The organism is Sanguibacteroides justesenii (genome assembly GCF_003204205.1).
Classification (GTDB): Bacteria; Bacteroidota; Bacteroidia; order Bacteroidales; family Marinifilaceae; genus Gabonibacter; species Gabonibacter massiliensis.
This window is the reverse complement of the sequence record NZ_QJPL01000007.1, coordinates 106,698-130,671: the sequence shown is the minus strand read 5'-3', so window position 1 is coordinate 130,671 and position 23,974 is coordinate 106,698. Positions and strand designations below refer to the sequence as shown.

At 42.3% G+C, this 23,974-nt stretch carries 22 protein-coding genes; 12 read left to right on the top strand and 10 right to left on the bottom strand.

Features of this window, described 5'->3' with window-relative positions:
- Positions 1 to 16 precede the first annotated feature (16 nt).
- The 7 genes from DMB45_RS12095 (at position 17) to DMB45_RS12065 (ending at position 7,548) form a co-directional block, all read left to right on the top strand.
- A complete protein-coding gene (locus DMB45_RS12095) occupies positions 17 to 937 on the top strand; it encodes a glucosaminidase domain-containing protein (RefSeq protein WP_235375104.1) in 921 nt (306 codons plus the stop codon).
- Between the two features lie 8 nt (positions 938 to 945).
- On the top strand, positions 946 to 1,467 hold the full coding sequence (locus DMB45_RS12090) for a DUF4199 domain-containing protein (RefSeq protein ID WP_110688806.1): 522 nt from the start codon (positions 946 to 948) through the stop codon (positions 1,465 to 1,467).
- A 16-nt stretch (positions 1,468 to 1,483) separates the two neighbouring features.
- Positions 1,484 to 2,431 (top strand): glycosyltransferase family 2 protein, encoded by a 948-nt coding sequence (locus DMB45_RS12085; protein ID WP_041504301.1) that lies wholly within the window; start codon positions 1,484 to 1,486, stop codon positions 2,429 to 2,431.
- Between the two features lie 68 nt (positions 2,432 to 2,499).
- Positions 2,500 to 3,897 carry an MFS transporter gene (locus DMB45_RS12080; RefSeq protein ID WP_110688805.1) on the top strand — a complete coding sequence of 466 codons (1,398 nt, stop codon included), beginning with the start codon at positions 2,500 to 2,502 and terminating at the stop codon, positions 3,895 to 3,897.
- 144 nt (positions 3,898 to 4,041) lie between these two features.
- Positions 4,042 to 4,989 (top strand): NAD(P)H-dependent flavin oxidoreductase, encoded by a 948-nt coding sequence (locus tag DMB45_RS12075; RefSeq protein ID WP_041504299.1) that lies wholly within the window; start codon positions 4,042 to 4,044, stop codon positions 4,987 to 4,989.
- Positions 4,990 to 5,006: 17 nt separating this feature from the next.
- Positions 5,007 to 6,242 (top strand): M16 family metallopeptidase, encoded by a 1,236-nt coding sequence (locus tag DMB45_RS12070; protein WP_041504298.1) that lies wholly within the window; start codon positions 5,007 to 5,009, stop codon positions 6,240 to 6,242.
- A 34-nt stretch (positions 6,243 to 6,276) separates the two neighbouring features.
- Positions 6,277 to 7,548 (top strand): M16 family metallopeptidase, encoded by a 1,272-nt coding sequence (locus DMB45_RS12065; RefSeq protein ID WP_041504297.1) that lies wholly within the window; start codon positions 6,277 to 6,279, stop codon positions 7,546 to 7,548.
- 95 nt (positions 7,549 to 7,643) lie between these two features.
- Here the strand turns inward: DMB45_RS12065 and DMB45_RS12060 are convergent, their stop codons facing one another.
- The 4 genes from DMB45_RS12060 to DMB45_RS12045 form a co-directional block, all read right to left on the bottom strand.
- On the bottom strand, positions 7,644 to 8,462 hold the full coding sequence (locus DMB45_RS12060; RefSeq protein ID WP_146216444.1) for a DUF7015 domain-containing protein: 819 nt from the start codon (positions 8,460 to 8,462) through the stop codon (positions 7,644 to 7,646).
- Positions 8,463 to 8,479: 17 nt separating this feature from the next.
- Positions 8,480 to 10,030, bottom strand: a complete 1,551-nt coding sequence (locus DMB45_RS12055) for a SusD/RagB family nutrient-binding outer membrane lipoprotein (protein ID WP_041504295.1) — start codon at positions 10,028 to 10,030, stop codon at positions 8,480 to 8,482.
- A gap of 11 nt (positions 10,031 to 10,041) precedes the next feature.
- On the bottom strand, positions 10,042 to 13,167 hold the full coding sequence (locus DMB45_RS12050) for a SusC/RagA family TonB-linked outer membrane protein (protein ID WP_041505115.1): 3,126 nt from the start codon (positions 13,165 to 13,167) through the stop codon (positions 10,042 to 10,044).
- 969 nt (positions 13,168 to 14,136) lie between these two features.
- Positions 14,137 to 14,853: an energy transducer TonB gene (locus DMB45_RS12045; RefSeq protein WP_052634811.1), complete on the bottom strand. Its 717-nt coding sequence runs from the start codon at positions 14,851 to 14,853 to the stop codon at positions 14,137 to 14,139.
- Positions 14,854 to 15,059: 206 nt separating this feature from the next.
- On the opposite strand from DMB45_RS12045, the gene DMB45_RS12040 reads away from it, so the two are divergent.
- Positions 15,060 to 15,653 (top strand): DUF4251 domain-containing protein, encoded by a 594-nt coding sequence (locus DMB45_RS12040; protein WP_041504293.1) that lies wholly within the window; start codon positions 15,060 to 15,062, stop codon positions 15,651 to 15,653.
- Here DMB45_RS12040 and DMB45_RS12035 read toward each other — a convergent pair.
- The 6 genes from DMB45_RS12035 to DMB45_RS12010 form a co-directional block, all read right to left on the bottom strand.
- Positions 15,635 to 16,867 carry a nucleoside recognition domain-containing protein gene (locus DMB45_RS12035; RefSeq protein WP_041504292.1) on the bottom strand — a complete coding sequence of 411 codons (1,233 nt, stop codon included), beginning with the start codon at positions 16,865 to 16,867 and terminating at the stop codon, positions 15,635 to 15,637. The genes DMB45_RS12040 and DMB45_RS12035 overlap by 19 nt on opposite strands.
- A gap of 168 nt (positions 16,868 to 17,035) precedes the next feature.
- Complete coding sequence (folD, locus tag DMB45_RS12030; RefSeq protein ID WP_041504291.1) at positions 17,036 to 17,911, bottom strand: bifunctional methylenetetrahydrofolate dehydrogenase/methenyltetrahydrofolate cyclohydrolase FolD; 876 nt, start codon at positions 17,909 to 17,911, stop codon at positions 17,036 to 17,038.
- 139 nt (positions 17,912 to 18,050) lie between these two features.
- Positions 18,051 to 19,376, bottom strand: a complete 1,326-nt coding sequence (ffh, locus tag DMB45_RS12025) for a signal recognition particle protein (RefSeq protein ID WP_041504290.1) — start codon at positions 19,374 to 19,376, stop codon at positions 18,051 to 18,053.
- Positions 19,377 to 19,580: 204 nt separating this feature from the next.
- Positions 19,581 to 20,240 carry a hypothetical protein gene (locus DMB45_RS12020; protein ID WP_041504289.1) on the bottom strand — a complete coding sequence of 220 codons (660 nt, stop codon included), beginning with the start codon at positions 20,238 to 20,240 and terminating at the stop codon, positions 19,581 to 19,583.
- 231 nt (positions 20,241 to 20,471) lie between these two features.
- The gene (locus tag DMB45_RS12015; RefSeq protein WP_041504288.1) at positions 20,472 to 20,963 is read right to left on the bottom strand and encodes a prolyl-tRNA synthetase associated domain-containing protein; all 492 of its coding nucleotides are present in this window, start codon (positions 20,961 to 20,963) and stop codon (positions 20,472 to 20,474) included.
- Positions 20,964 to 21,138: 175 nt separating this feature from the next.
- Complete coding sequence (locus DMB45_RS12010) at positions 21,139 to 22,089, bottom strand: TIGR01212 family radical SAM protein (protein WP_041505113.1); 951 nt, start codon at positions 22,087 to 22,089, stop codon at positions 21,139 to 21,141.
- 309 nt (positions 22,090 to 22,398) lie between these two features.
- Here DMB45_RS12010 and DMB45_RS14735 point away from each other — a divergent pair, with 309 nt between their 5' ends.
- The 4 genes from DMB45_RS14735 to DMB45_RS11995 all read left to right on the top strand — a co-directional run bounded on the left by DMB45_RS14735 (position 22,399) and on the right by DMB45_RS11995 (position 23,862).
- A complete protein-coding gene (locus tag DMB45_RS14735) occupies positions 22,399 to 22,563 on the top strand; it encodes a hypothetical protein (protein WP_160289155.1) in 165 nt (54 codons plus the stop codon).
- Positions 22,553 to 22,771, top strand: a complete 219-nt coding sequence (locus DMB45_RS12005) for a hypothetical protein (RefSeq protein ID WP_146216443.1) — start codon at positions 22,553 to 22,555, stop codon at positions 22,769 to 22,771. The genes DMB45_RS14735 and DMB45_RS12005 overlap by 11 nt, the downstream gene beginning before the upstream one ends.
- Before the next feature lie 119 nt (positions 22,772 to 22,890).
- Positions 22,891 to 23,361 carry a hypothetical protein gene (locus DMB45_RS12000; protein WP_041505111.1) on the top strand — a complete coding sequence of 157 codons (471 nt, stop codon included), beginning with the start codon at positions 22,891 to 22,893 and terminating at the stop codon, positions 23,359 to 23,361.
- Between the two features lie 36 nt (positions 23,362 to 23,397).
- A complete protein-coding gene (locus DMB45_RS11995; RefSeq protein ID WP_041505110.1) occupies positions 23,398 to 23,862 on the top strand; it encodes a hypothetical protein in 465 nt (154 codons plus the stop codon).
- The last annotated feature ends 112 nt before the right edge of the window (positions 23,863 to 23,974 follow it).

Below are 23,974 nucleotides of genomic sequence, written 5' to 3'. Positions count from 1 at the left end.
TAAAACAATATATCCGATGATGAACAAATTTTACTTTTTTTTCATTTTTTGCTTGGTTTGTTACCAAGTAGCCGCGGCAAATCCGGATAGCAGACAACACTATATCAAAAAATACAAGGATCTCGCGATTCAGGAAATGGACCGTACCGGTATTCCCGCCAGTATTAAATTAGCTCAAGGAATATTGGAATCGGGTTGCGGCAGATCCGAGCTCTCTATAAATGCCAATAATCATTTCGGCATCAAATGCCATGACTGGAGCGGACCCAGTTTTAAAAAAGACGATGACCGGAAAAACGAATGTTTCCGTAAATACAAAAGTCCGGAGCAATCCTGGGTAGACCACAGTAACTTCCTGACCTCACGCTCGAGATACTCCTTTCTTTTCGAACTTCCCAAAACGGACTACAAAGGATGGGCAAAAGGATTGAAAAAAGCAGGATATGCCACGGCACCGGATTATGCTCAAAAGCTGATCAGAATCATCGAGGAAGAAAAATTATTCATCTACGACCGCCCCGGGAAACGGGTAAAACCGATTCCCTACGAAATGAATTACACCCTGAACGGGGGACCGGACTATCAACAACGAGTCGTGTATATCAACAACAGACCCTGTATCAAAATTAAGGAAGGGGACACGTTCGAAGCCATTGCCCGGTATTTCGGAATCCCGTTAAAACGGTTATTGGCTTACAACGACAAAAAGGAGACTTCCATTCGAACAGGCATGCATGTATTTCTAAAGCACAAGAGAAATAAAGCGCCTAAAGGCTATACCTTTCATAAAGTCAAAAAAGGAGATAGCATGTATATGATTTCTCAAATATACGGTATCAAATTGAATCGGTTACTTCGATATAATTTTATGGAAAACGGAGGCCAGCCTCAAATCGGCGAAATGATATCTCTAAGAGGTTATTCTCAACTCTATTGATCGTCATAATGAAAAAAACAACAAGTGAATTTTTACTCTACAATAGTATCTTCGGTCTATTTGTCGGCGGAAGTTATATCGTAGCTTCTTTAGTGTTCTTCTGGAGCGGGAAAAATATCTCACTGAACCCGCAACTGAACAACATCATTTTAATGCTAACGATTGCCGGTATTTTTTTAGGAGTAAAAAAATTCCGGGACGACCATTTAGAAGGAATCATCTCTTACGGAAAATCCTTCTCGACCGGAATATATATCCTAACGATTGCCTCTTTTCTCTATGCCTTATACATCTTTATTTTTTACACGAGTGATCCCGATCTGATGGAGCGATTCAAAAAAGTAATGCTCTCCATCCTAAAACAAGTATACGGGAACACGCCTCTTTACGAAACGTTTGAAAAAAGTATTCAATCTTTTTTGTATCCCGCCAGTATCGCTGTCGGAGAGTTCCTGAACAAACTATTTTTCGGTATCATTCTCACGCTATTTTTAGCCGGGATTTTACGCAAACGCGTTTCTCGTTATTAACATTAATACAATAACCATGGATTTATCTGTTGTCATTCCTTTATATAACGAAGAAGAATCATTACCCGAACTTATAACATGGGTCAACCGGGTCATGGAAGAGAATCATTTCAGCTATGAAATCATTTTAGTCGACGATGGCAGCAACGATGGTTCCTGGAAGGTGATCGAAGAACTATCCCGGAAAGATTCCCGCGTGCACGGAATCAAATTCAGAAGAAATTACGGGAAGTCCGCCGCCTTGCATTGCGGTTTCGAAGATGCCCGGGGAGACGTGGTCATTACCATGGATGCCGATCTTCAGGATAGTCCGGACGAAATACCCGAGCTTTATCGTATGATCACGGAAGAGGATTTCGATTTGGTATCCGGCTGGAAAAAGAAAAGATACGATCCGATCACGAAAACCATACCGACAAAGATATACAATGCAACAGCCCGGAAATTTTCAGGAATATATCTGCATGATTTCAATTGCGGACTAAAGGCATATAAAAATAACGTGGTGAAAAACATAGAGGTATACGGTGAAATGCACCGCTATATTCCCATTTTAGCGAAACAAGCCGGATTCACCCGTATCGGAGAAAAAGTGGTCCACCATCAGGCGCGAAAATACGGAGTGACCAAATTCGGCCTCAATCGTTTCATCAACGGCTTCTTAGACTTATTATCCGTAACCTTTATCACGCGATTCGCCAAAAAACCGATGCACCTTTTCGGGGCATTGGGGACCGTTTTGTTTATCATCGGTTTTTTTGCGGCCGGATGGTTGGGGATAGAGAAGCTGATAGCATTAAGCAAAGAGATAAAAGCTCCTCTTGTTACCCATAATCCCTACTTTTATATCGCTCTGACCTGTATGATTCTCGGAACCCAGTTGTTTTTAGCCGGATTTTTAGCCGAATTGATCTCCAGAAGCGCCAATGACAGAAATGTATACAGAATAGAGAAAAAAATATAAAGAAATTCCAAATTTTATCCTACTTTTGGACGGTGTATGTGCAAATTTTAATTTATAAATAAAATATCATGACTGAAAAGATTCAACAAACCCTTAGGGACTCCAAAGCTGCCAGATGGACAGCCTTGATCCTTATTGCATCGACCATGTTTTTTGCGTACATGTTTGTAGATGTTTTATCCCCATTACAAACCTTATTGGAGACGGAACGCGGATGGAGTCCGGACGTATTCGGAATGGAAGAAGGTTCCGAATTTTTCTTAAACGTTTTTTTCTTCTTCCTCATTTTCGCGGGTATCATCCTCGATAAGATGGGTGTTCGTTTTACGGGACTTCTCTCGGCTTCTCTAATGGTTATCGGAGGATCCATAAAACTATACGCCATCACTGAATACTTTAACAACGGCGGTATAGGGTATGAATTTTTCAACTCTTTCTGGACAAGCATTCCCGCCAGTGCCAAAGTCGCTTCCATCGGATTCGCCATATTCGGTTGCGGTACGGAGATGGCCGGTATCACCGTATCAAAAGCGATCGTAAAATGGTTTACCGGAAAAGAATTGGCGTTAGCCATGGGTCTGGAAATGGCCATAGCCCGTTTAGGGGTATTTGCCGTATTCCGTATCTCCCCGCTATTGGCCGGAAGTATCAATCCGGACATCGTAACCCCGGTTGCCGTGTGCTGTACCTTACTTTGTATCGGTCTGCTGACTTTCTTGGTTTACGTATTCATGGATAAGAAACTGGATAAACAAATCGGTGAGATGAGCACGGAACCGGAAGATCCTTTCCATATCAGCGACATCGGAAAATTATTTACCAGCAAAACATTCCTTATCGTTGCCTTCTTATGCGTGCTCTATTACTCGGCTATCTTCCCGTTCCAGAAATTCGCAACGGGTATGTTGGAAAGCCGTTTAGGACTCAGCGCAACCGATGCGGCAGCCGTATTCTCCTGGTTCCCGATCGGGGCCATGGTTCTGACTCCCCTGTTAGGTGCCTATCTGGATCATAAAGGTAAAGGAGCAACCATGTTAATCATAGGAGCTCTCTTGATGTGCGGTTGTCATCTGATCTTCGCGTTAGCACCATTGAATCATTTTATCGCTTACGTGGCCATCGTTATTTTAGGAATCTCTTTCTCTTTGGTTCCGGCAGCCTTATGGCCCTCCGTTCCCAAATTAGTAGAAAACAGATACTTAGGGTCGGCTTATTCCGTTATTTTCTGGATTCAGAATATCGGTCTGTTGTCTTTCCCTATCCTTATCGGATGGTCTTTAAAAGCAAGTAACCCGGGTGTTTCCGAACAGATTAAAGCCGGAGTCGAAGGTGTAAGCTATAACTATACCGTTCCGATGTTGATTTTCGCCAGTTTGGGCGTTTTGGCTTTCCTTTTAGGATTATGGTTAAAAGCCGAAGACAAGAAAAAAGGATACGGTTTGGAATTACCGAATATCGAAAAATAAAATCATTCATCAAATTATCGCTAAACGGGTGTTTCACTTTGTCGAAACACCCGTTCGTATTATACGGTAGTATTATACCAAAATAAAAACTATTTTTGCATGCATACGATATGAATAGATAAAACCAAAAATAAAGAATAAAACATGGCAAACAGAATAACGACTCTCTTCGACATAAAATACCCGATCATTCAGGGCGGTATGGTATGGTGCAGCGGATGGAAGCTGGCCTCCGCCGTAAGCAACAATGGCGGATTAGGTCTGCTCGGAGCGGGTTCCATGCATCCGGAAACTCTCTTGGAACACATACGCAAAATGAAACAAGCCACGGACAAACCTTGGGGTATCAATATTCCTTTGCTCTATCCGGAAATGGAGAAACTCATTGATCTTATCATTAAGGAAGAGGTAAAGATCATTTTTACCTCTGCCGGAAGTCCTAAAAAGTGGACTCCCTTATTGAAATCTCACGGGATCACGGTTGTCCACGTTGTCAGTAGTGCCGTTTTCGCCCGGAAAAGCGAAGAGGCCGGAGTGGATGCAGTCGTGGCGGAAGGGTTTGAGGCCGGAGGACATAACGGACGGGAAGAGACTACCACTTTGACCCTAATACCTAACGTGGTTAAACATTGTTCTCTTCCGGTCATTGCAGCAGGCGGCATCTCCTCCGGAGAGTCGATGCTGGCCGCAATGGTTTTAGGAGCTGAAGGAGTACAAATCGGCAGTCGTTTTGCCGTGGCCGCAGAATCTTCGGCCCACGCGAATTTCAAACAGAAAGTTTACGAACTCGAAGAAGGCGATACCATGCTGGCATTAAAAAAATTAGCTCCTACCCGCCTGATAAAGAATGCATTTTACGAACACATCAAAGAACTGGAAGATAAAGGAGCCGATGCCGAAACATTGAAAACGGTTTTAGGAAAAGGCCGGGCTAAAAAAGGTATTTTCGAAGGAGATATGGAAGAAGGAGAACTGGAAATAGGTCAAATCTCTTCCATGCTACAACGGGAAGAGAGTGCGGAAAACATTATTACCGATATCGTTACCGCCTACGAACAAGCATTGAAAAATATAGAAAAACTATCTATTTAATACGCGACAGAAAAACGATGATTCACTATTCCCGACATATATTGGATAACGGACTGACGGTTATCTGTAACACGGATACCGGAACTCCTTTCGTTTCCGTAAACATACTGTACAAAGTTGGTGCAAAAGATGAAGATCCGAACAGAACCGGATTCGCCCATCTTTTCGAACACCTGATGTTCGGCGGATCCGCTCACGTTCCCGATTACGACTATCATGTGCAGAAAGCCGGAGGAGACAGTAACGCATTCACCAATAACGACTATACCAATTATTACATCACCATCCCTGCAGCCAACATAGAAACAGCCCTTTGGCTGGAGTCGGACCGGATGTTCAGTCTTAACTTTTCCCAAAAATCCCTCGATGTACAACGAAACGTGGTAATCGAAGAATTCAAACAACGTTACCTGAATAATCCTTACGGGGATATTTGGTTAAAATTGAGACCGTTGGCTTACAAAGTCCATCCTTACCGATGGCCTACCATAGGCAAAAAAATCGAACACATCGAAGAAGCGACTTTAGCAGAAGTCGAAGATTTCTTCCATCGTTTCTATGCTCCGGACAATGCCATTATCAGTATCAGCGGAAATATAAAAGAATCTCGGGCTTTGGAGTTGGTGAAGAAATGGTTCGGAGATATCCCTCCCTCCCATACCGTAAAAAACAGGTTATCTCCGGAACCCGAACAGACGGAAGCCCGGCAATTGATCTGCGAGCACAATAAAGTTCCCGCGGATGCCCTGTATAAGGTATTCCACATGGGCGACCGCTATTCGGATAATTTTTACGCCTGTGATATTATTTCGGATATCCTGTCCAACGGACAATCCTCCCGTCTATACGTCAACTTAATAAAAAACAGCAAGCTTTTTTCAGAAATAGATGCTTACGTGACAGGCGACATGGATCCCGGTCTCTTCATCTTTTCCGGAAAACTATCGGAGGGCGTGAAAATCGAAGAGGGAGAACAGGCCATCCAAAACGAGATCGATCGTTTTATTCAGGAGAACGTATCGGAAAGAGAGCTTCAGAAAGTCATCAATAAGACCGATGCCCGTATCTCTTACAGCGAAATCAACTACCAGGGGAAGTCTGCCAACTTGGCATTTTTCGAGTACCTCGGAGATATCGACCTGATCAATACAGAGCGCAACCGGTATATAAAAATAACCCGGGAAATGATAAAAAATACGGCGCAACAGCTATTTACGCCTGCAAACAGTTCTACCCTATGGTACCTGAAATAAAATACAGAACAATCATCTATACAATTCAATCCGTATGAACCGCAACCAACCTCCCCAACTGGAAGCCTTGACCAAACCTTCCGTCCTGAATTATCAAAAAAGAATCCTCTCCAACGGAGTAGAAATCATTTACATGAACGACCCTCAACAAGAGGTATTCAAAATGGATGTCGTTCTACCTGTCGGGGCTTATTTCCAACCCCGACCGATCATCGCTTCCACTATGCTCCATTTGTTAAACGAAGGAACTCGCTCCCATTCTTCCGAAATGATAGCCGAATTTTTCGACTATCACGGGGCTTACGTGGATTACAACTGCGGATTGCATAAGTCGGAAATCAGCCTGATCTCCTTAAACAAATACGCGGACAAGACCATCGGAATGGTAGCCGAGATGATTGCTGACAGTACCTTCCCGGAACACGAATTGGAAGTCTACCTTCGCAACAAAAAGCAACAATATTTGGTCAACTTGGAAAAAACCTCCTATCTGGCTCGTATGGAGTTTCTTCGCTTGTTTTTCGGAGAACAACATCCTTACGCTAATCATTTTACCCGAGAAGATTTCGACCAAGTGACCCGCCCCCGGCTCTTGGATTTTTATCAAAAACGGGTAAGTGCCCTGAACTGCCGTATTTTTCTTTCCGGCAATGTGAGTACGTCCGTCTTACAAGAGGTCGAAAAACAATTTTCCATACTACAATCTCCCGTTCCGGACGTAGAACCGGCATTCGACATCCAAAGCCAGCCTACCGGACAATACCGTATCCGTAAACCGGATGCCGTGCAAACCAGTATCCGGGTCGGCAAAAAAGGGGTCAGGCTCACGGAAGAAGATTATACCGATTTTCAGTTACTCAACATGGTTTTAGGCGGTTATTTCGGTTCCCGCCTGATGTCCAATATCCGGGAAGAGAAAGGCTTTACCTATAGCATCAGTTCATTTAATGTCAGTATGAAAAACGCTTCTTATTGGAACATCGCCACCGATGTCAATGCCGATTATGCAGAAGCTACAATTACTGAAATCCGTAAAGAGATACTCCGTTTACAGCAAGAACCCATTCCGGCCGAAGAATTGGATCTTGTTAAAAGTTATTTTCACGGGGAGCTGCTTCGGGAATTAGACGGTGTTTTCGCCCAATCCGATGCTCTGAAACACAAATTGAATTACGATACGGACAATACTTTTTACTTGAGAATGATCGACCGTATGAAAAAATGCACCTCGGAGGACCTTCTTCAAGCAGCCCGGAAGCACCTGAACATAGAAGAGATGTATTTCGTCGAAGCGGGCAAAGGTTAATAATCATGAAAAATAGTAAAGATAAAACAACGAAGAGGCCGCCCCGTCTACAAACGGGAACGGCCTCTTGCTAACAAACAGGGGTTAAGTTGCTACTATTGTATCAACGCGTAAGTCTCCTTCACGTACCTTCCTCCTAAAATATTCCACTCGATCGTGAACGACTTTTTGTTCGGATCATAAGTTCCCGAGATAACGGAAGTGGCCTGTCCGTCGACGTCAAGAGTTACCTTGTTCGTTGTCGGATCGATCTCGTAATATACTTTATTCGAGAACTTACCACCAAATAATCCACCGGCCGACAACCGGGTAGGACTAACCGTTTCCAGGTAAACTTCCGTACTTGCCGGAGGAGCAAAATCCCCCTCCATTTCATACTTGTATTTACCCTCGTACGGACTACGTACTTTCAAAGCCAATAACAGATTTCCAAAATTTCCGCTTATCGTATAACCCGGCTGCTTCACGGACTCTATTTCTATCACCAGATAACTGCCATTAGCCTGCAGAGCTTCTGTCTTTATCTTTGCTGTTAAAGGTACGGCTCGTTCTCCTTTCGGGATCACCACAGACGTCGGAAGAGTGATCTTATCCAACGGAAACAACTCTTCTCCCTCGGGTATCAAATCTCCCTGTACGGATTTTTTCAATACCACTTCGATATCTTCCCCGGCCGGCTTCTCGGCCGCTAATCTCACTTCCCCGATCGTAATCTCCTGTTCGGCCCCCACAGCCAAAATAGCTATAGATTTCATATGGTCCGCATCGGCCGGTATCTCGATGATCTTTTTCGTGGAAAGATCCTCCGGCCTGATGCCATATTCAAGATCATCGATCCTGTCGTCTTTCAAGCAGGAAGTCAATCCCAATGAAATCACCGACATCATCCATATCAATACATGTATCTTTTTCATAATCCAATATTTAAACATTAATTTTTATCCCAAAATATCTTATTTGCCTGGGGATTAATAGTTCCCTGAGCCGTTGCATTCTTGTTATTGAACTGGTATTCGGTAGTCGGGTAAATCAAACGATAGGGAATACGATTATTTCCCACACTCGGATGCTTGGAACGAGGGATATCGGGAACCCCTGTTCTCCGGTAATCCGTCCAGGATTCCGCCCCGTTGATTCCGTACATGGCAATATACTTTTGCAAATAGATCAATCGCAATTTATCCGGATGGCTGTCCCACTCCGCAAACTTAGTATCGGTCGGTTCCGTGGGATGCAGGTATTTGTCGGCTACTTCCGCGGCATCTTCCACCCCTAACCACACGAAAGATTCGGTTACGGCCTTCTCGTAAACTTTTTGAGCATCCCCGGCGAGGGCTCCCCGCTGGATAGCTTCCGCCTGCAAGAAAAGGCTCTCGAAAGAGGGTAAAAACCATTGCGGCATATCGACCGATTTAGCGATACCCGGACCGGAAACCATAGAAGAGTGGGCTCCATCAGGCAGGCTATTGTCCACCACCCCGAAATCGAAACCGATGTAATACTCTCCTCCCGTGGGAGTTTTAGCTTTCGAGTAAAAATAGGTATACCGGATGTCCCCATTATCCCGTAAAAGATTCAGAAAGAAATTATTGGCCCGGAAGAAAGCATCCGCAACCCCTTGATCATTTTCTCTATAAGTATTCCAGAAAGGATTTTGTTTTCCCTTATCCGCCGAATAGGTCAAATGAGCGGCTGCAGTCTCTCCCTCTCCAAGAAAACCCGCCCCGTTGGCCACTATTTTGTCCGCTTCCGTTTTCAAAGCGGCAGCCCCAAGAAAATCAGCCTCATGCATAAGCATCCGCAAACGTTGCGTGTTCCCTAACTTCCGCCACATTTTTAAATCGCCCTTGAAAACGACATCCGCACGCCCGATATCGTAATTCTCTCCCTGTTCGGCTGTCTTCAACAGTTCGTCTGCTTTCGCTAATTGTTCCAATAAATCCTTATAGATATCCTCCGCTTTGTCGTAAGGAGTTAACATGTAATTTGTGATGTCGAAACAATGAGTATAAGGAATATTATTGTACTGATCGACCAACGTCATAAAACCTATGGCTTTCATGATCTTGGCAATCGCTTCGTAAGCCTTTTCCCCCCGGGCAACAGCACTTTTCTCCATCACGTCGAAATCTTTCAGTACATCCATCCAATCGTGCCAAACTCCTTGGTTAAAAGTTGCCGAAAGCTGGAATGCCTCAAGATCCGTGTTCGGACCGTAAGTCCCGGCACAACGGGCATAATATCCCATCCATTGCTGATAATTTCCGTTCGCTCCGTTCAATTGGGTGTAATCCGTACTCGGCTGGGTAGCGGCTGTCAAAACCCCAACCCGATTCATGGCACTGGGTAGTATCAGGTTTGGTGTCATATTTGCTTCCGCCGCACTGTTCGGATTCTGATTGATATCGAAATAACTCTCGCCACACCCTACTATTAAGAGCATAACAAAAGGAATAATCATATGTATTTGTATCTTCTTCATATCCGTTTAATTTAAAATTTAACCGTAATTGTTCCTCCAAAACTCCGGGTCGGGGGATTCACAGTAGCATCTCCCACTCCGGAAACATTTCTCTGATCACTAAAATAACTTCCTTGAAAATCAGGATCTCCATACACATTGGACTTCGGTAACCAAAGGGCTAAATTCCGTCCGGTGAAAGCAATCGTGACGCCTTTGATCACGTTTTGTTTTCCGATAAGTGACTGTGGAAGATCGTAAGAGATCGAAAATTCCCGAAAACGCCAAGAATCGGCACTTGTCAGGAAGTTCGTTCCTACCGTCCGGTAGTTATCTCCCGTCCAAAAATCATTCACATCCGTGATTGTCACATTCTCATTCGGTATATATTTCCCCGGATTTTTGGGATCCTCGTAGACCGAGTTCGGGAAAACGAAGCGTTCCCTGTGATTGGCCCCTGTCCTTTCGGAGACTCCCGTCCATGCCATATCGGCACCGATCATATTAAAGGCATAATATCCGCCTTTATACTCAAAAGTAGCGGAGATCGTCAATCCTCTCCAGGTGATCGTCGGATTCAGCCCCATAATGTATTTCGGCATTGTCCTGCCGAATATTTTATTGGTTTCGTCAACTTTCGGCAATCCGGTCCCGGCATCCACAATCACCCGTCCCTCTGGATCTCGCTGATAATCTTTCGCACTGAACACGAAAGCAGGTTTACCCACGACAGCTTGATTACTGGCCGCATAGAATCCACCGACGGACAACTCCTCCAAATCCCCGAAAATGGAAAGGACCTTACTATCGTTATAAGTAAAGCTCGTACCTAAGTTAAAGTCCCATTCCCCAAACCGAACGAGCGGCGTTAATTTTAATTGCGCCTCAAAACCGAAATTTTTAAAAGAAGCAGCATTCAAATAGGCAAAACTATAACCGGTAGAACGGGGAACTCTCACCCGTACGATTTGGTTCGTGTTCTTCTGGTTATAGTAGGTCATATCCAGCGTAACCCGGTTATCCAAAAGACTCGCTTCAAAACCGAATTCTATACTCTTTACAAACTCTGGCTTCAACAAAGGATCATAAGAGGTCGAATTAATCGAGTATCCGGGAAGTCCGGCATAGGGGAACCCCAAGATTTGAGCCGAAGTAGCACTTAACAAATAGGGATCGATGTCGGCATTACCGGTTTTATTCCACGAAGCCCGCAATTTAAAGAAGTTGAATACGTCAGACTTTATAGCGGGAATAGCATCGGTCAATACAACCGAAGCACTCACACCCGGATAAAAGAAACTGTTGTGTTTCGGATCGAGCACTGAGGTCTTATCGTTACGCCCTGTAACTTCCAAGTTGACGAAATTTTTATAATTCAACGTCAAACTTCCGTAAAACGAAAGCATCCGCACCCTGTATTTGTCGGATCCTCCCGTCAATTCTCCCGGCCTTGCGGAAACATTAAACAGATCTTCAACAATTAACCTGTCTCCGATCATGTTCATACTCTTCGTATCCACATCGCGAACGTAAGTTCCCACCAATAGGTTACCCTTAAAATCTCCGAGAGTTTTATGAAAATTCATATACAATTCGGAAGAGAGCCTATTCTGTACATAAGAGTAATCCTCCACCCGCTGGGGGATAGTCGATATTCCCCGATGTTCTCCATATTCCGTCACCGTTCGGAGCAGGGTCTTGACTTTATATTGCTCCGTCCGGTAAGTCATGGCTGCTCGATAATTGATATCCCACCAGCCGGTAGGTGACAATTTAAAGTCTATACTGGTAATCAAATCCTGCTTTTTTCCTTTTCTTCTCCAGGTATCTAACGCAATATAAGGATTTATCCCGTACCGATTGTAGTAATTATCGTAAGTGGCGAACGCATTGTTCTTGTAATCTTTGTAAGAAGTCAGCGGCACATGAGCCTGCGTGGAAAAAATCAGGTTCATCAAACCGTCATTCAACCCCACGTTATTGGCAGAGTAATAATCACTCATAGCCGTATCATCAAACACGTCATAATTAGACTGGATGTAATTCGAATTAAAATTAACTGTAAAAATTTTATAGGTTTTGGAAGCATTGAGACGAATACCCGTTCTCCGGTTGCGGTCGTTCGGAACCACCCCCTTGATGAGCGCATCCTGTACACTCAGGAAAAAATCTTTAGCCAGGTAAGAAACATCGTTTTGCATGGTCATTCCCGTTTTAAAAAACTTCCGTCGATTATTCTTTATCGGGGAATACTTCACCTTCTGTACACTACCATCCGGCAACGTCTCTCCCAACACGACTTCCGAGCCGTCGTAAGCCGGTCCGTAAGACCAATTCTCGTAAGGAATATAATCACCGTATCCTCCGCTTCCGAACTCCGTTTGAAATTTGGGAAACATGGAGACTTGGCTAAATTGAGTCGAGTTACTGATCGTAATCTCCGGCTTAGCACCCTCGGCACCTACTTTTGTCGTCACAACGATTACCCCGTTACGGGCATCAGGACCATAAATAGCAGCAGCAGAGGTTCCCTTCAATACATTTACACTCTCTATATCGTTCGGATTTAAAGAGGATAGGAAACCTAAAGCCACCGGAACACCATCCAACAATAACATCGGGTTATTGTCACCGGTCAACGAACGTATTCCTCGCAGATTGATCTTCACATCCTCGAACACGCTACTGTTCAAACCCGTGATATTTAACCCGGGTACTTTTCCTTGTAACCCGACAGCCACATTCAAAGCGCGAGCCTTAACCAGTTCCCGGTTAGTCACATTTACCGTCGAGTATCCCAAATCTCGTTTCTGACGTTTGATACCTAAAGCGGTTACGACCACCTGCTCCAGGCGCTCCGTCTCCTGCTCCATCTTCACATCGATCACTTTTCGCGTTCCGGAATTAATTTCCTGTTTTTTCATCCCCACAAAAGAAAAGACAAGAACGGCATCCGCCTCCACATTTTTTAAAACGTAATGTCCCTTAACATCGGTCGATGTCCCGACATTCGTTCCTTTTACAACAACCGTAACCCCCGGCAGCGGAGATCCGTCAGCAGCATCGGTCACCGTACCCGAGACCTCACGCTTTTGAGCCAAACACAGTTGTACTCCTGCTAACAACAGGAAAACAATCAATTGAATCGTCTTTTTCATAGTCTTGTTTTTAATTAGACATCATTTGTAGTTAACAATAATTATCGCATTGAACAATCAATACAATAACGCACAGCTCTTACTTATCGGGATCTATCAATAATTCCACGTAATCTTGACGCATTGAGGAGATCGTAAAAATGATTTCGATAAAGCCTCTCCTACCCAAAGAGAAAACTTTTTTCCACGATAAATACTATTGACAACTCATGTCGACAAGTAACGTACTTAAAAAGAAATTATTGTTTTTTCGGAATAATCGATTTTATCCCCGGAGTCACCAGTTATCTTCTCATCAAACTGAACCTATCGTCCCTAAGAGGCCCAGAGCATACAGACACCTAACTTTAGAATATAAACAAATCCCCCCTACGTCCATTATCGTAGCTCGTATCCGACTATACTCACGACTATTTTTAATACACCTATCAAAAAACCTTCGTTTTTTGATCATTACAAATATAGTAAAAAAATTACAAATACAAATAAAATAAATATTTTTTGATAAATCTTCGATTCTTGTATTCAACGTGTTGTCTTTTTTGAGCCAATCATGATGTTTTTCCTATAAAAATGTCATTAAACGAAGGTTTTATATAGATACATATACATCTATAATTCAATAGTTTATCATATATATTTACTTGTCCTGCAAAACCATTTTATCAATTCAAGATCAATAAATTTAATAGTCAGATTATTTATTTTGTATATTTTAATCAAACGTTCAATTATATGCCTTAAGATCATTATATTATCACATCAACAGCATAATAAAGAAATACTTCTATTCCAAAAAATACACAATAAAAGATTCTACACGATACGGGATAAGACAAAAAAATGTGAAGATTTTCCTTATATTCAGAATAACCCTCAACAAGCAATACTCTATTCAAAGCCCGAAAAAAAACGTTGCCGTTTCGTGCAACGTTTTTAATGAATCATATCTTCTTAAATATCTCCCCCCTATTTTAAAAGAAAACTTACAGGAATCAAGCACTCGATCTCTACATTTTTTCTGTTTTGTTTCGCCGGTTTCCATCTCGGCATCGCCTTCACCACCCGTATCGCCTCCCTCTCCAACAACACATCTGTCGATTGGACCACATTGACTCTTTTTACCCTACCTCTCTTATCGATCGCAAAAGAGATCTGCACTTCTCCTTCTATCCCCTTCTCGTATGCCTTCTCCGGGTATTTTATCTGTCCTGAAATCCATACAAACACATCACCGGGAAACTCCGGCATAACCTCAACCGGTTCGAATACCTCGTCTGTCTTCTCCTTCACGCAAACAACCGGATAAGAATCTTCCAAAACCCAAACAGCACGGTATAAACGGACTTCCATCACCTTTTGCCGAGCGACGGGTATGCTCCGCATCTCTTTTCCGACATAAGAAAATAACAATATATCGTTCGAATCTGCATTTACAAAAAACCTCCCCCTACCATCAGTCAGCCCTCCTGTGTTCTTATCTTTAATAAATACAACGGCACCTTTCAGGGGTTTTCCTCCTTCGTCCGTCACTTTACCGGTCACAACCCATCCCGTCGTATCGTTTAGAGTACCGTTTATAAAATACGGTATAGCCTGCACGTCAACTGACAACATCATAAAGAACATCACCGGAAGTAAAAACAGATATCCGGTTATTCCTTTTCCGAAAATCCTTTTTCCCATTCTCATTCGTTTTTCAAAAATGCCATGTCAAAATCGTTACCTGTTCCGACTCAAAATAATCGTTTTCATTAGTATCTGCCAATTATATGCAGAGGATGCGAACGGGCTATGAAAAACGATCCTGAATCAAACTTTTTATTTCTACAAACGTAAACTCGTTCGTGATAACCACGAAAAAGTCAACTTATTCGACAAAAATAGAGCACATGAAAAATTATTTACCGTTTATTTTTATCGCCATCCTACTTTACTCATTTCCCTCCATCTCCTCGGGTCAAAAAAGGAGTGCCCGGTTTGAAGCGGAGTTTCAGAAAACGTTTCAAATAGTCAATAGCGATCGGTTCATGATACGATTTTTTATAGCTACTCCAACGGGACAAACCTTTGTTGCCACCCCATCGGAAGGCCCTAACGTCACCATTGACCCGGAACAATGCTATTTAGAGATTCAAGATTCGCTGGTCAGCGGGCGCTTGCCCTATTTCGGTAACGGCAGTCATTGGGTTCCGAGACCGGGACAAGATTCTCTTCGATTTAACTATATTCTTTTTTCTCGAACAGTAAAAATACTTCCACGCGGAAATAAAAAGAGTATCGCTTATCAAATCAGTATTTTAACCAAAGACAATATTTTGTTTTTATACATGGACATTCGTTATGACGGAACCTGTTATCTCTATTATAACGATCAAAAACGCTACCCGATCAGCTACACGGGAAATATTTACCCCTTGGAAAAAAAGGAACAGCATCCTTTAAATACAGCATCACCTTCAGAAAATCAGGCAAAGAAGATATAAGCCATTACAATCGCCGCAACAACTCCGGCCAAATCTGCAATCAAACCGCACGGAATAGCATAACGGGTATTTTTTATACCCACGGCCCCAAAATAGACGGCAATAATATAGAAAGTGGTATCCGTAGCTCCTTGAAAAGCACAAGCCAATCGTCCGGGAAACGAATCCGCCCCAAAAGTATTCATAGTATCGATCATCAATCCCCGTGCCCCGCTTCCGCTCAACGGTTTCATCAAAGCCGTAGGTAAAGCCGGTACAAAATCAGAATTGAAACCGCAAGCCTCACACCCCCATTTCAAAGCGTCCATGACGGCATCCATTGCACCCGAAGCGCGGAAGACACCGATAGCGACTAAAATTGCAATTAAATAAGGGATTATTTTTACGGCAATAGAGAAACCCTCTTTCGCCCCGTCGATAAAAGCATCGTAAACGTTGATACGCTTCCAGGCTCCCATAGCGATAAAACCGACAATAATGGAAAACAAAATCACATTACTTGACAAGGAAGAGACTTTGGTCAACGTCTCTTTATCCAACCCTGAAAAATACCATATAATACCTGCTACCAAAGCACTACCCCCGATCAGGTAGGCCATAATCACCCGGTCCAATAAATTAATTCGCTGATACAAAGCAACGGCTATAAGTCCCACTAAGGTCGAAACATATGTCGCCAAAAGAATCGGGATGAAAATATCCGCCGGATTAGCAGCTCCCAACTGAGCCCGGTAAACCATGATAGAGACAGGAATGATGGTCAACCCGGAGGTATTCAATACCAAAAACATAATTTGAGCATCGGAAGCACGGTCTTTACGAGAATTAACCTCCTGCATCTGCTGCATTGCCCTTAGCCCCAACGGAGTAGCCGCATTATCCAGTCCTAACATATTAGCGGCGATATTCATCATAATCGAACCATAAGCCGGACTACCCGGAGGCAACTCCGGAAATAAACGCCGGAAAAAAGGATTAATAATCCACGACATAACCTTTACCGCCCCCCCTCGCTCTCCGATCTTCATGATCCCCATCCACAAGGTCAACACCCCCGTCAATCCCAACGATATCTCGAAACCGGTCTTGGACATATCAAAGGTAGCTTTTACAATGGACGCAAAAACCTCCGTATCCCCATCAAACAATAATTTGAAAAGAGCCACGATAAAGGCTACACCGAAGAAAAAAATCCAAATATAGTTAAGAACCATAGGCGATCGGAGATTGAGTGATTGAGTGACTAGGTGATTGAGTGACTAGGTGATTGAGTGACTAGGTGATTGAGAGATTAGGTGATTGAGAGATTGAATGATTAGACGAGCGAGTTGAATCACAACCTCCTTTCATCTCCCAAGCACAAAATCCCACTACCCGTATCATTAATGTTTCGCTTTACAGGCTTTGATCGTATTCTGCAAAAGAGAAACGATCGTCATTGGTCCTACTCCTCCCGGAACCGGAGTTATGTAAGAACACAAGGGAGCTACCTGCTCAAAATCGACGTCTCCTACCAATTTCCAACCGCTTTTAGTCGTTTCAGAAGGAACCCGATGAATTCCCACGTCGACGACGACACACCCTTCTCGTACCATATCTTTCGTGATAAAATGAGGAACGCCTATGGCAACGATCAAAATATCGGCTTGCCGGGTAATCTCTTTCAGATTGGAGGTTCTGCTGTGACACATAGTCACCGTACAGTTCGCATGCTTTGCCTTACGGGACATCAGCACGGCCATCGGGGTCCCGACGATGTTACTTCGTCCCACTACGACGCAATGTTTTCCTTCCGTATCGATGTGGTAACGAGCCAACAGTTCCATGATCCCGGCGGGAGTTGCCGGAAGGTAGGTCGGTAACCCTAACACCATCTTACCCACGTTACACGGGTGAAATCCATCCACATCTTTATCGGGATGAATCGTATTTAATACTCTCTCTTCGGAAATATGTTTCGGCAAAGGAAGTTGCACGATAAAACCGTCTATATCCGAATCCTCATTCAATTGTCGGATTACCTCCAATAATTGCTCTTCGGCAATATCACTACCGTATCTTAGTTCGGTACTTTTAATCCCCACGGCTTGACATGCTTTTACTTTACTGGCCACATAGGTTTCACTCGCTCCGTCATTGCCTACCAAAACGGCAGCCAAATGGGGGATCTTCTTTCCCTCGGCAAGCAAGCGAGCCACCTCTTCCGCGATCTCCTCTTTGATCCGCGTCGAAACTTTTTTTCCGTCAATAATCTCCATCTTTTATTTTTAAATTGTAAATTATCAATTGCCTGATCTTTTTAATGCAAATCGTAGCTTACCAATCTCCCCATCGTTACTCACTCATTCTTATAATCGCTTAATCCAAAATCTACAATTGTCAATCGTCAATTAATTATTATCTTCTTCTCATAGCGGCATTTCCCATCATCTTACCGCCCTTGGACAACATCCGCATCATTTTTTTAGACTCATCGAATTGTTTCAGCAAACGATTTACATCCTGAATGGTTGTTCCGCTTCCCATGGCTATACGTTTACGGCGAGAACCGTTGATCAATTCCGGGTTTTCTCGCTCCTGGGGTGTCATGGAAAAAATAATAGCCTCCACTCCTTTAAAAGCATCATCATCGATATCCACATCTTTCAAAGCACGCCCTACACCGGGAATCATAGAAGCCAAATCTTTTATATTTCCCATTTTTTTTATCTGTTGGATTTGACTCAGGAAATCGTTGAAATTGAATTGATTCTTGGCAATCTTTTTCTGCAATTTTTTGGCTTCTTCCGCATCAAATTGTTCTTGAGCCTTCTCTACCAAGGAAACGATATCTCCCATTCCCAAGATTCGGTCTGCCATACGTTCCGGATGGAATACATCCAAAGCTTCCAACTTCTCTCCCGTTCCGACAAATTTAATCGGTTTATCCACCACCGTACGGATAGACAACGCGGCTCCGCCGCGCGTATCTCCATCTAATTTCGTCAGGACAACACCGTTAAAATTCAACCGATCGTTAAATTCCTTAGCCGTATTCACCGCATCTTGTCCGGTCATGGCATCCACCACGAACAAAGTTTCATTAGGCTCTATCGCTTTTTTTATCGCAGAGATCTCATTCATCATCTGCTCATCGATAGCCAAACGTCCCGCCGTATCGACGATAACGACGTCCCGCCCTGTCGCTTTCGCCTGCCTGATGGCATTTAAAGCAATCTGCACGGGATTATTATTCCCTTCTTCGCTATATACCGGAACACCGATCTGCTCACCCAATACTTTCAACTGCTCGATAGCAGCCGGCCGATAGACGTCGCAGGCAACCAACAAAGGATTCTTCCCCTTTTTGGTCTTCAACAAATTGGCTAACTTCCCGGAGAAAGTGGTCTTACCGGAACCTTGTAATCCGGACATCAGAATAACGGCCGGATTTCCTTTTATATCAATATCAACATGGGTTCCCCCCATCAACTGGATCAACTCGTCATGCACGATCTTCACCATCATCTGCCCCGGTTTCACCGCAGTGAGCACGTTCATGCCCAACGCCTTCTCCTTTACCGTATTGGTAAATTCCTTCGCAATTTTATAGTTTACATCGGCATCCAATAACGAACGTCTCACCTCTTTCAGGGTTTCAGCCACATTGATCTCTGTTATTCTCCCCTGTCCTTTTAAAATCTGAAACGACTTTTCTAATCTTTCGGATAGATTCTCAAACATATGCTATTAATTGAAATTTGGAAATTGAAAAATGCCCTTATCGCATCTGTCTTTCTCTACTAAATTCTCTATTTATTCATTTCTTGCAAAATTAGTAATTTTAACCGTCAATCTAAAAACTAAATGTTAAAAACTAAAAACACGACACGATATCATCCATTTTCACATAAAACAAATACATTTTATAAACTTTTATCTCACTATTTATTTCCGGCTTATATTCTTTAAAACCACGAATGTCTTATCTATTAAAGAATTATCCACTACTACCGTAAATTCATTCGTGGAAGAAATAACCTCGGTCAGGTTAATTCCCTCCCAGGATAACTCTTTCATTATACTGTAATAGAAACCGGGTTGCAGGATATTTCCCTTGGGCAGTTTTAGCGTCACGGAAGACAAACCGCTTTGTTTAAATATACATTGTTCTCCTTTAAAATAGTTATCGATAGCCGCCTCCATCGTATCGCTCACGACTAAATTCGTCTCGAACACCCCCTGTACCATCGTGTAAAAAACCTCCTCTTTTTGGGATATATTTTTCAATACCCGAATATGACACTCCAACAATGTATTGGAATTTTTAAACGTGTAATCGCATAAATTACTTCGCAATATGATATCTCCCATATTATTAAGCAACTTATTCAACTGCACCTGCTCACGGACTTGAAAATAGGGAGCCAAACGATTCAAGGCCATAACAATCGCTCCCGGATTAACCTCTTTTTTCAACGCCGCTTCCACCTCCGATTTGATCTGCCGGGCCAAAGCCGAAATATTAATCAACCCCATGGCTAAAGACTCCGACAGATAGGGTTTATGCTTCACGATATCTTCTACAACCTGTGCTACACTCAACATATTTATTAATCTAAAAGTTTATAAAATTCATAACGTCCGTCATATCAATAGGGTCCAAATCCTAATCACACCATCTCTTTAATCTCCCGATCCACGTGTTCATTGTAAATTTTAGATTGTAGATTGTAAATTAAGAAAATAGCGTTCCATTTACAATTACAATATACAATCTTTTTAATCTCTAAATCGCTCAATCTCAGAATCCTTTAATCCACAATCGTCAATCTACAATTAATATAGTTCTATCCACTCGTAACCGTTCCCGGTTTGATCCATGTACCGGATAAAATCTTCTACTTTAACAGCCAAAGAAGCCCGATTATCATTCGGATGAAAAGAGAGTTTTTGTGCCTTTCGTAAATTCTCATCCAAAAAAACATGTACATGATGTTCCGTATCATTGATTAACCCGAAAGGACTTACGGAACCGGGACGCAAGCCTAAGTATTTCTCCATTCTTTTCTCCGAAGCGAAACTCAATTTTCCCTGTTGCAGCCTTTTCTCCAAATCATGAATGGCCAAATCGTGATCACAGTCGAATATGACTAAATAATGCCGGTCTCCTTTATGATTCCGGAAAAATAAATTTTTACAATGGGTACTGTCCAGGTTCTTCCAATATTGCCTGGCAATTTCTATGGTCGGAGCTGCCGGATGCTCCACATAATCGAACGTAATTCCCAACGTTGCCAAAATTTCATATACCTTCTCTTGTCCTACCATATATACTACAAATTTCAAAAAACTTATCTCTCAATCACGAAATCCGTTCATCGTAAATTTTAGATCAATCGAATTCAGTGATTCAATTTGAATCTCAAAACCGCTTAATCTCAGAATCCTTTAATCTATAATCCTCAATCTTTTCAATCTCCCAATCATTATATCACATAATCATTCAACTATTCAACCCCTTTATCCCCTGATCTCTCCATTTCCCTTGCCATACCTCTCTCTCCTCCAAACGTTTTTCCAACATGGCCGCAAACTCAAAATTCTTCACGCCCCATTTGGGAGCAATCAGATAATCCGAAGGAGCCTGATTCACGAAACGCTCTAAATATAGATCCGGACGGACATGCCCGATCACGTCCACCACGAACTCTAAATAATCTTCCAAAGTGTAAAGTCCGAACGCATCCGGGGCCGCCGCATACTGCTCAGCCATACGGGTACCCTTTATAATCTGTAACTGATGCAGTTTCAACACTTGTATCGGCAACTCGCACAAACGGACAACTCCGCTCAACATCTCATCCCGGCTCTCTCCGGGTAAACCGAATATCAGATGGGCACCGACAGCAACTCCCCGTTTGGCTGTCTCCCGAATAGCCCATTCCGATTCGGCATAACCATGCCCTCTATTGATACGACATAAAACCTCATCGTGAACCGATTCGACACCGTACTCCACGCAAACATATCTTTCACGCGACAACTCTCCCAAATAATCTAAAATTTCCGGGGTAACCGTGTCCGGACGGGTACCGATCACCAAACCGACAATTTTCGGATGCGATAAAGCCTCGGCGTAGCGCTTCCGCAAAACATCCATGGGTGCATACGTATTCGAGTAAGACTGAAAATAGGCCAAATATTTCTGCCCCTTATATTTCGCATCGAAAAAGCGAATTCCCTCCTCTATCTGACGGGTAATACTCCCCGCACACCGGCAGTATTCAGGCGTAAAGCTCTCGTTATTACAAAAAGTACATCCTCCCGTTCCCTTGCTCCCGTCCCTGTTCGGACAGGTAAATCCCCCGTCTATAGAGAGTTTTTGCACCCGCTCCTGAAATAAACCTTTAAAAAAAGTCGGATAATCCCTGTATCTTCTTTGCCTTGTATTCATTAACCTCGACACTTCTATTGAAGTTGCGAAAATACACTTTTTCTGTTAAATATTTAACATTTCTCTCTTTTTTCATGATTCTTTTCCCAAAACAATCACAACACACCCCCTTAAAGAAATACGGAGACTCTCTTTTACCAACCCTTTCCGCTCATACCTCCTTTTGAATTTCACATTAGTTTAAATAATCATTATAAATTGATTATTAATTTTTATTATTATCATTTGGATTTTAAAATACAATAAATTATATTTGAAGAGATATTTTATAATTTATATTTATAATGTTGAATTTATAAAATGAAAAAAATGGAATTTGTTATTCGCAGCGTTGCTATGCTTCGTTGGAATGGAGGCAAAAGCCCAAAAGGATACCACTCGTCAAAAAAGAATAATTCAAGAAGTGATTTCCCAACAAAAAACGTGGCAAACGAAGGTATACTTTTTGAACAAGGGCAAACCGATGAAGATTAAAGAATCTGTCATTCAACAAGGTACCACGCTTATCATCGAGGTTGCCTGGAATCCTCAACTAATAAAAAAAGTCGTTTTTGACACTGTCGTCTATAGGCCTACCCCACAAGAGATCAAAGACTCTAAATACACGTTTACGATCAAGCCTAAAAAAAAACAACGACATACGATTATAAAATATACGACCATGACGATAAAGAATTATTAATTTCCCGTAAAATCACGGTAACGGATAAAAACGGGGTCGAGATAAAAGAAGAAGAGTTAAAAAATTATCAAGAAAGGAAGTAAATAACGTTAATTACTAATCATTAAAAATCAAACATTATGAAAAAATGGTGCTTACTATTTGCGGTGTTATTATGCCTTGTAGGGATGGAAACAAACGCTCAATCTAAGGACACCGCTTCACAAGGTAAAATGAAAACAACCCAGGAAGTAGTTTCCCGAAAAGAAATCTGGCTTTCCAGAGTATATTTTTTGAATAAAGGCCAAAAAATGAAAATTAAAGAGTCTATTATTCCAAAAGGTACCACGCTTACCGTAGAGGTGGCTTGGAATCCCCAGATGATAAAAAAAGTCGTATTCGATACCACGGTTTACAAACCGACTCCTCAAGAAATTAAAGCCGGGAAATACACGTTCACGATTAAGCCAGAAAGAACAACGACCTATAACTACAAACACTACTATCAAGACGGTAAAGAAGAATCAGCTTCCCGCAAAATCACGGTAACGGATAAAAACGGGGTCGAGATAAAAGAAGAAGAGTTAAAAAATTATCAAGAAAGGAAGTAAATAACGTTAATTACTAATCATTAAAAATCAAACATTATGAAAAAATGGTGTCTATTATTTGTAGTAATATTATGTTGCACGATGGCGGAAGTAAAAGCACAAGCAAAGGATACTACTTCCCAAAAAAAAATAAAAACAATTGTAAAAGAAATTTCCCGGGAAGAAAAATGGGCTTCTTACGTGTATTTTCGGGACAAAGGTAAACTGACGAAAGTGGAAGGGACTGTTATTCAAAAAGGTACCCCGCTTACTGTAGAGGTAGCCTGGAATCCCCAAGTAGTAAAAACGATAGTTTTTGATACAGCTGTTTACAAGCCGACAACACAAGAGATCAAGAACTGTAAATACACGTTCGTAATCAAACCGGAAAGAACAACGACCTATAAATACAAGTTCTATTATCAGAACGGGCAAGAACGAGTAGTTTCCCGCAAAATTACGGTAACCGATAAAAACGGGATAGAAATAAAAATTAAAAATAATCCCAAAGAAAAGGAATAAACGAGATTAATTACTTTCAATAAAAATTCAAACAGCATGAAGATCAAAAAATTTACAGTCGCATGCTTTTTTATCATAGCATTATTTACAGTAAATGCCTCCATGGCACAAA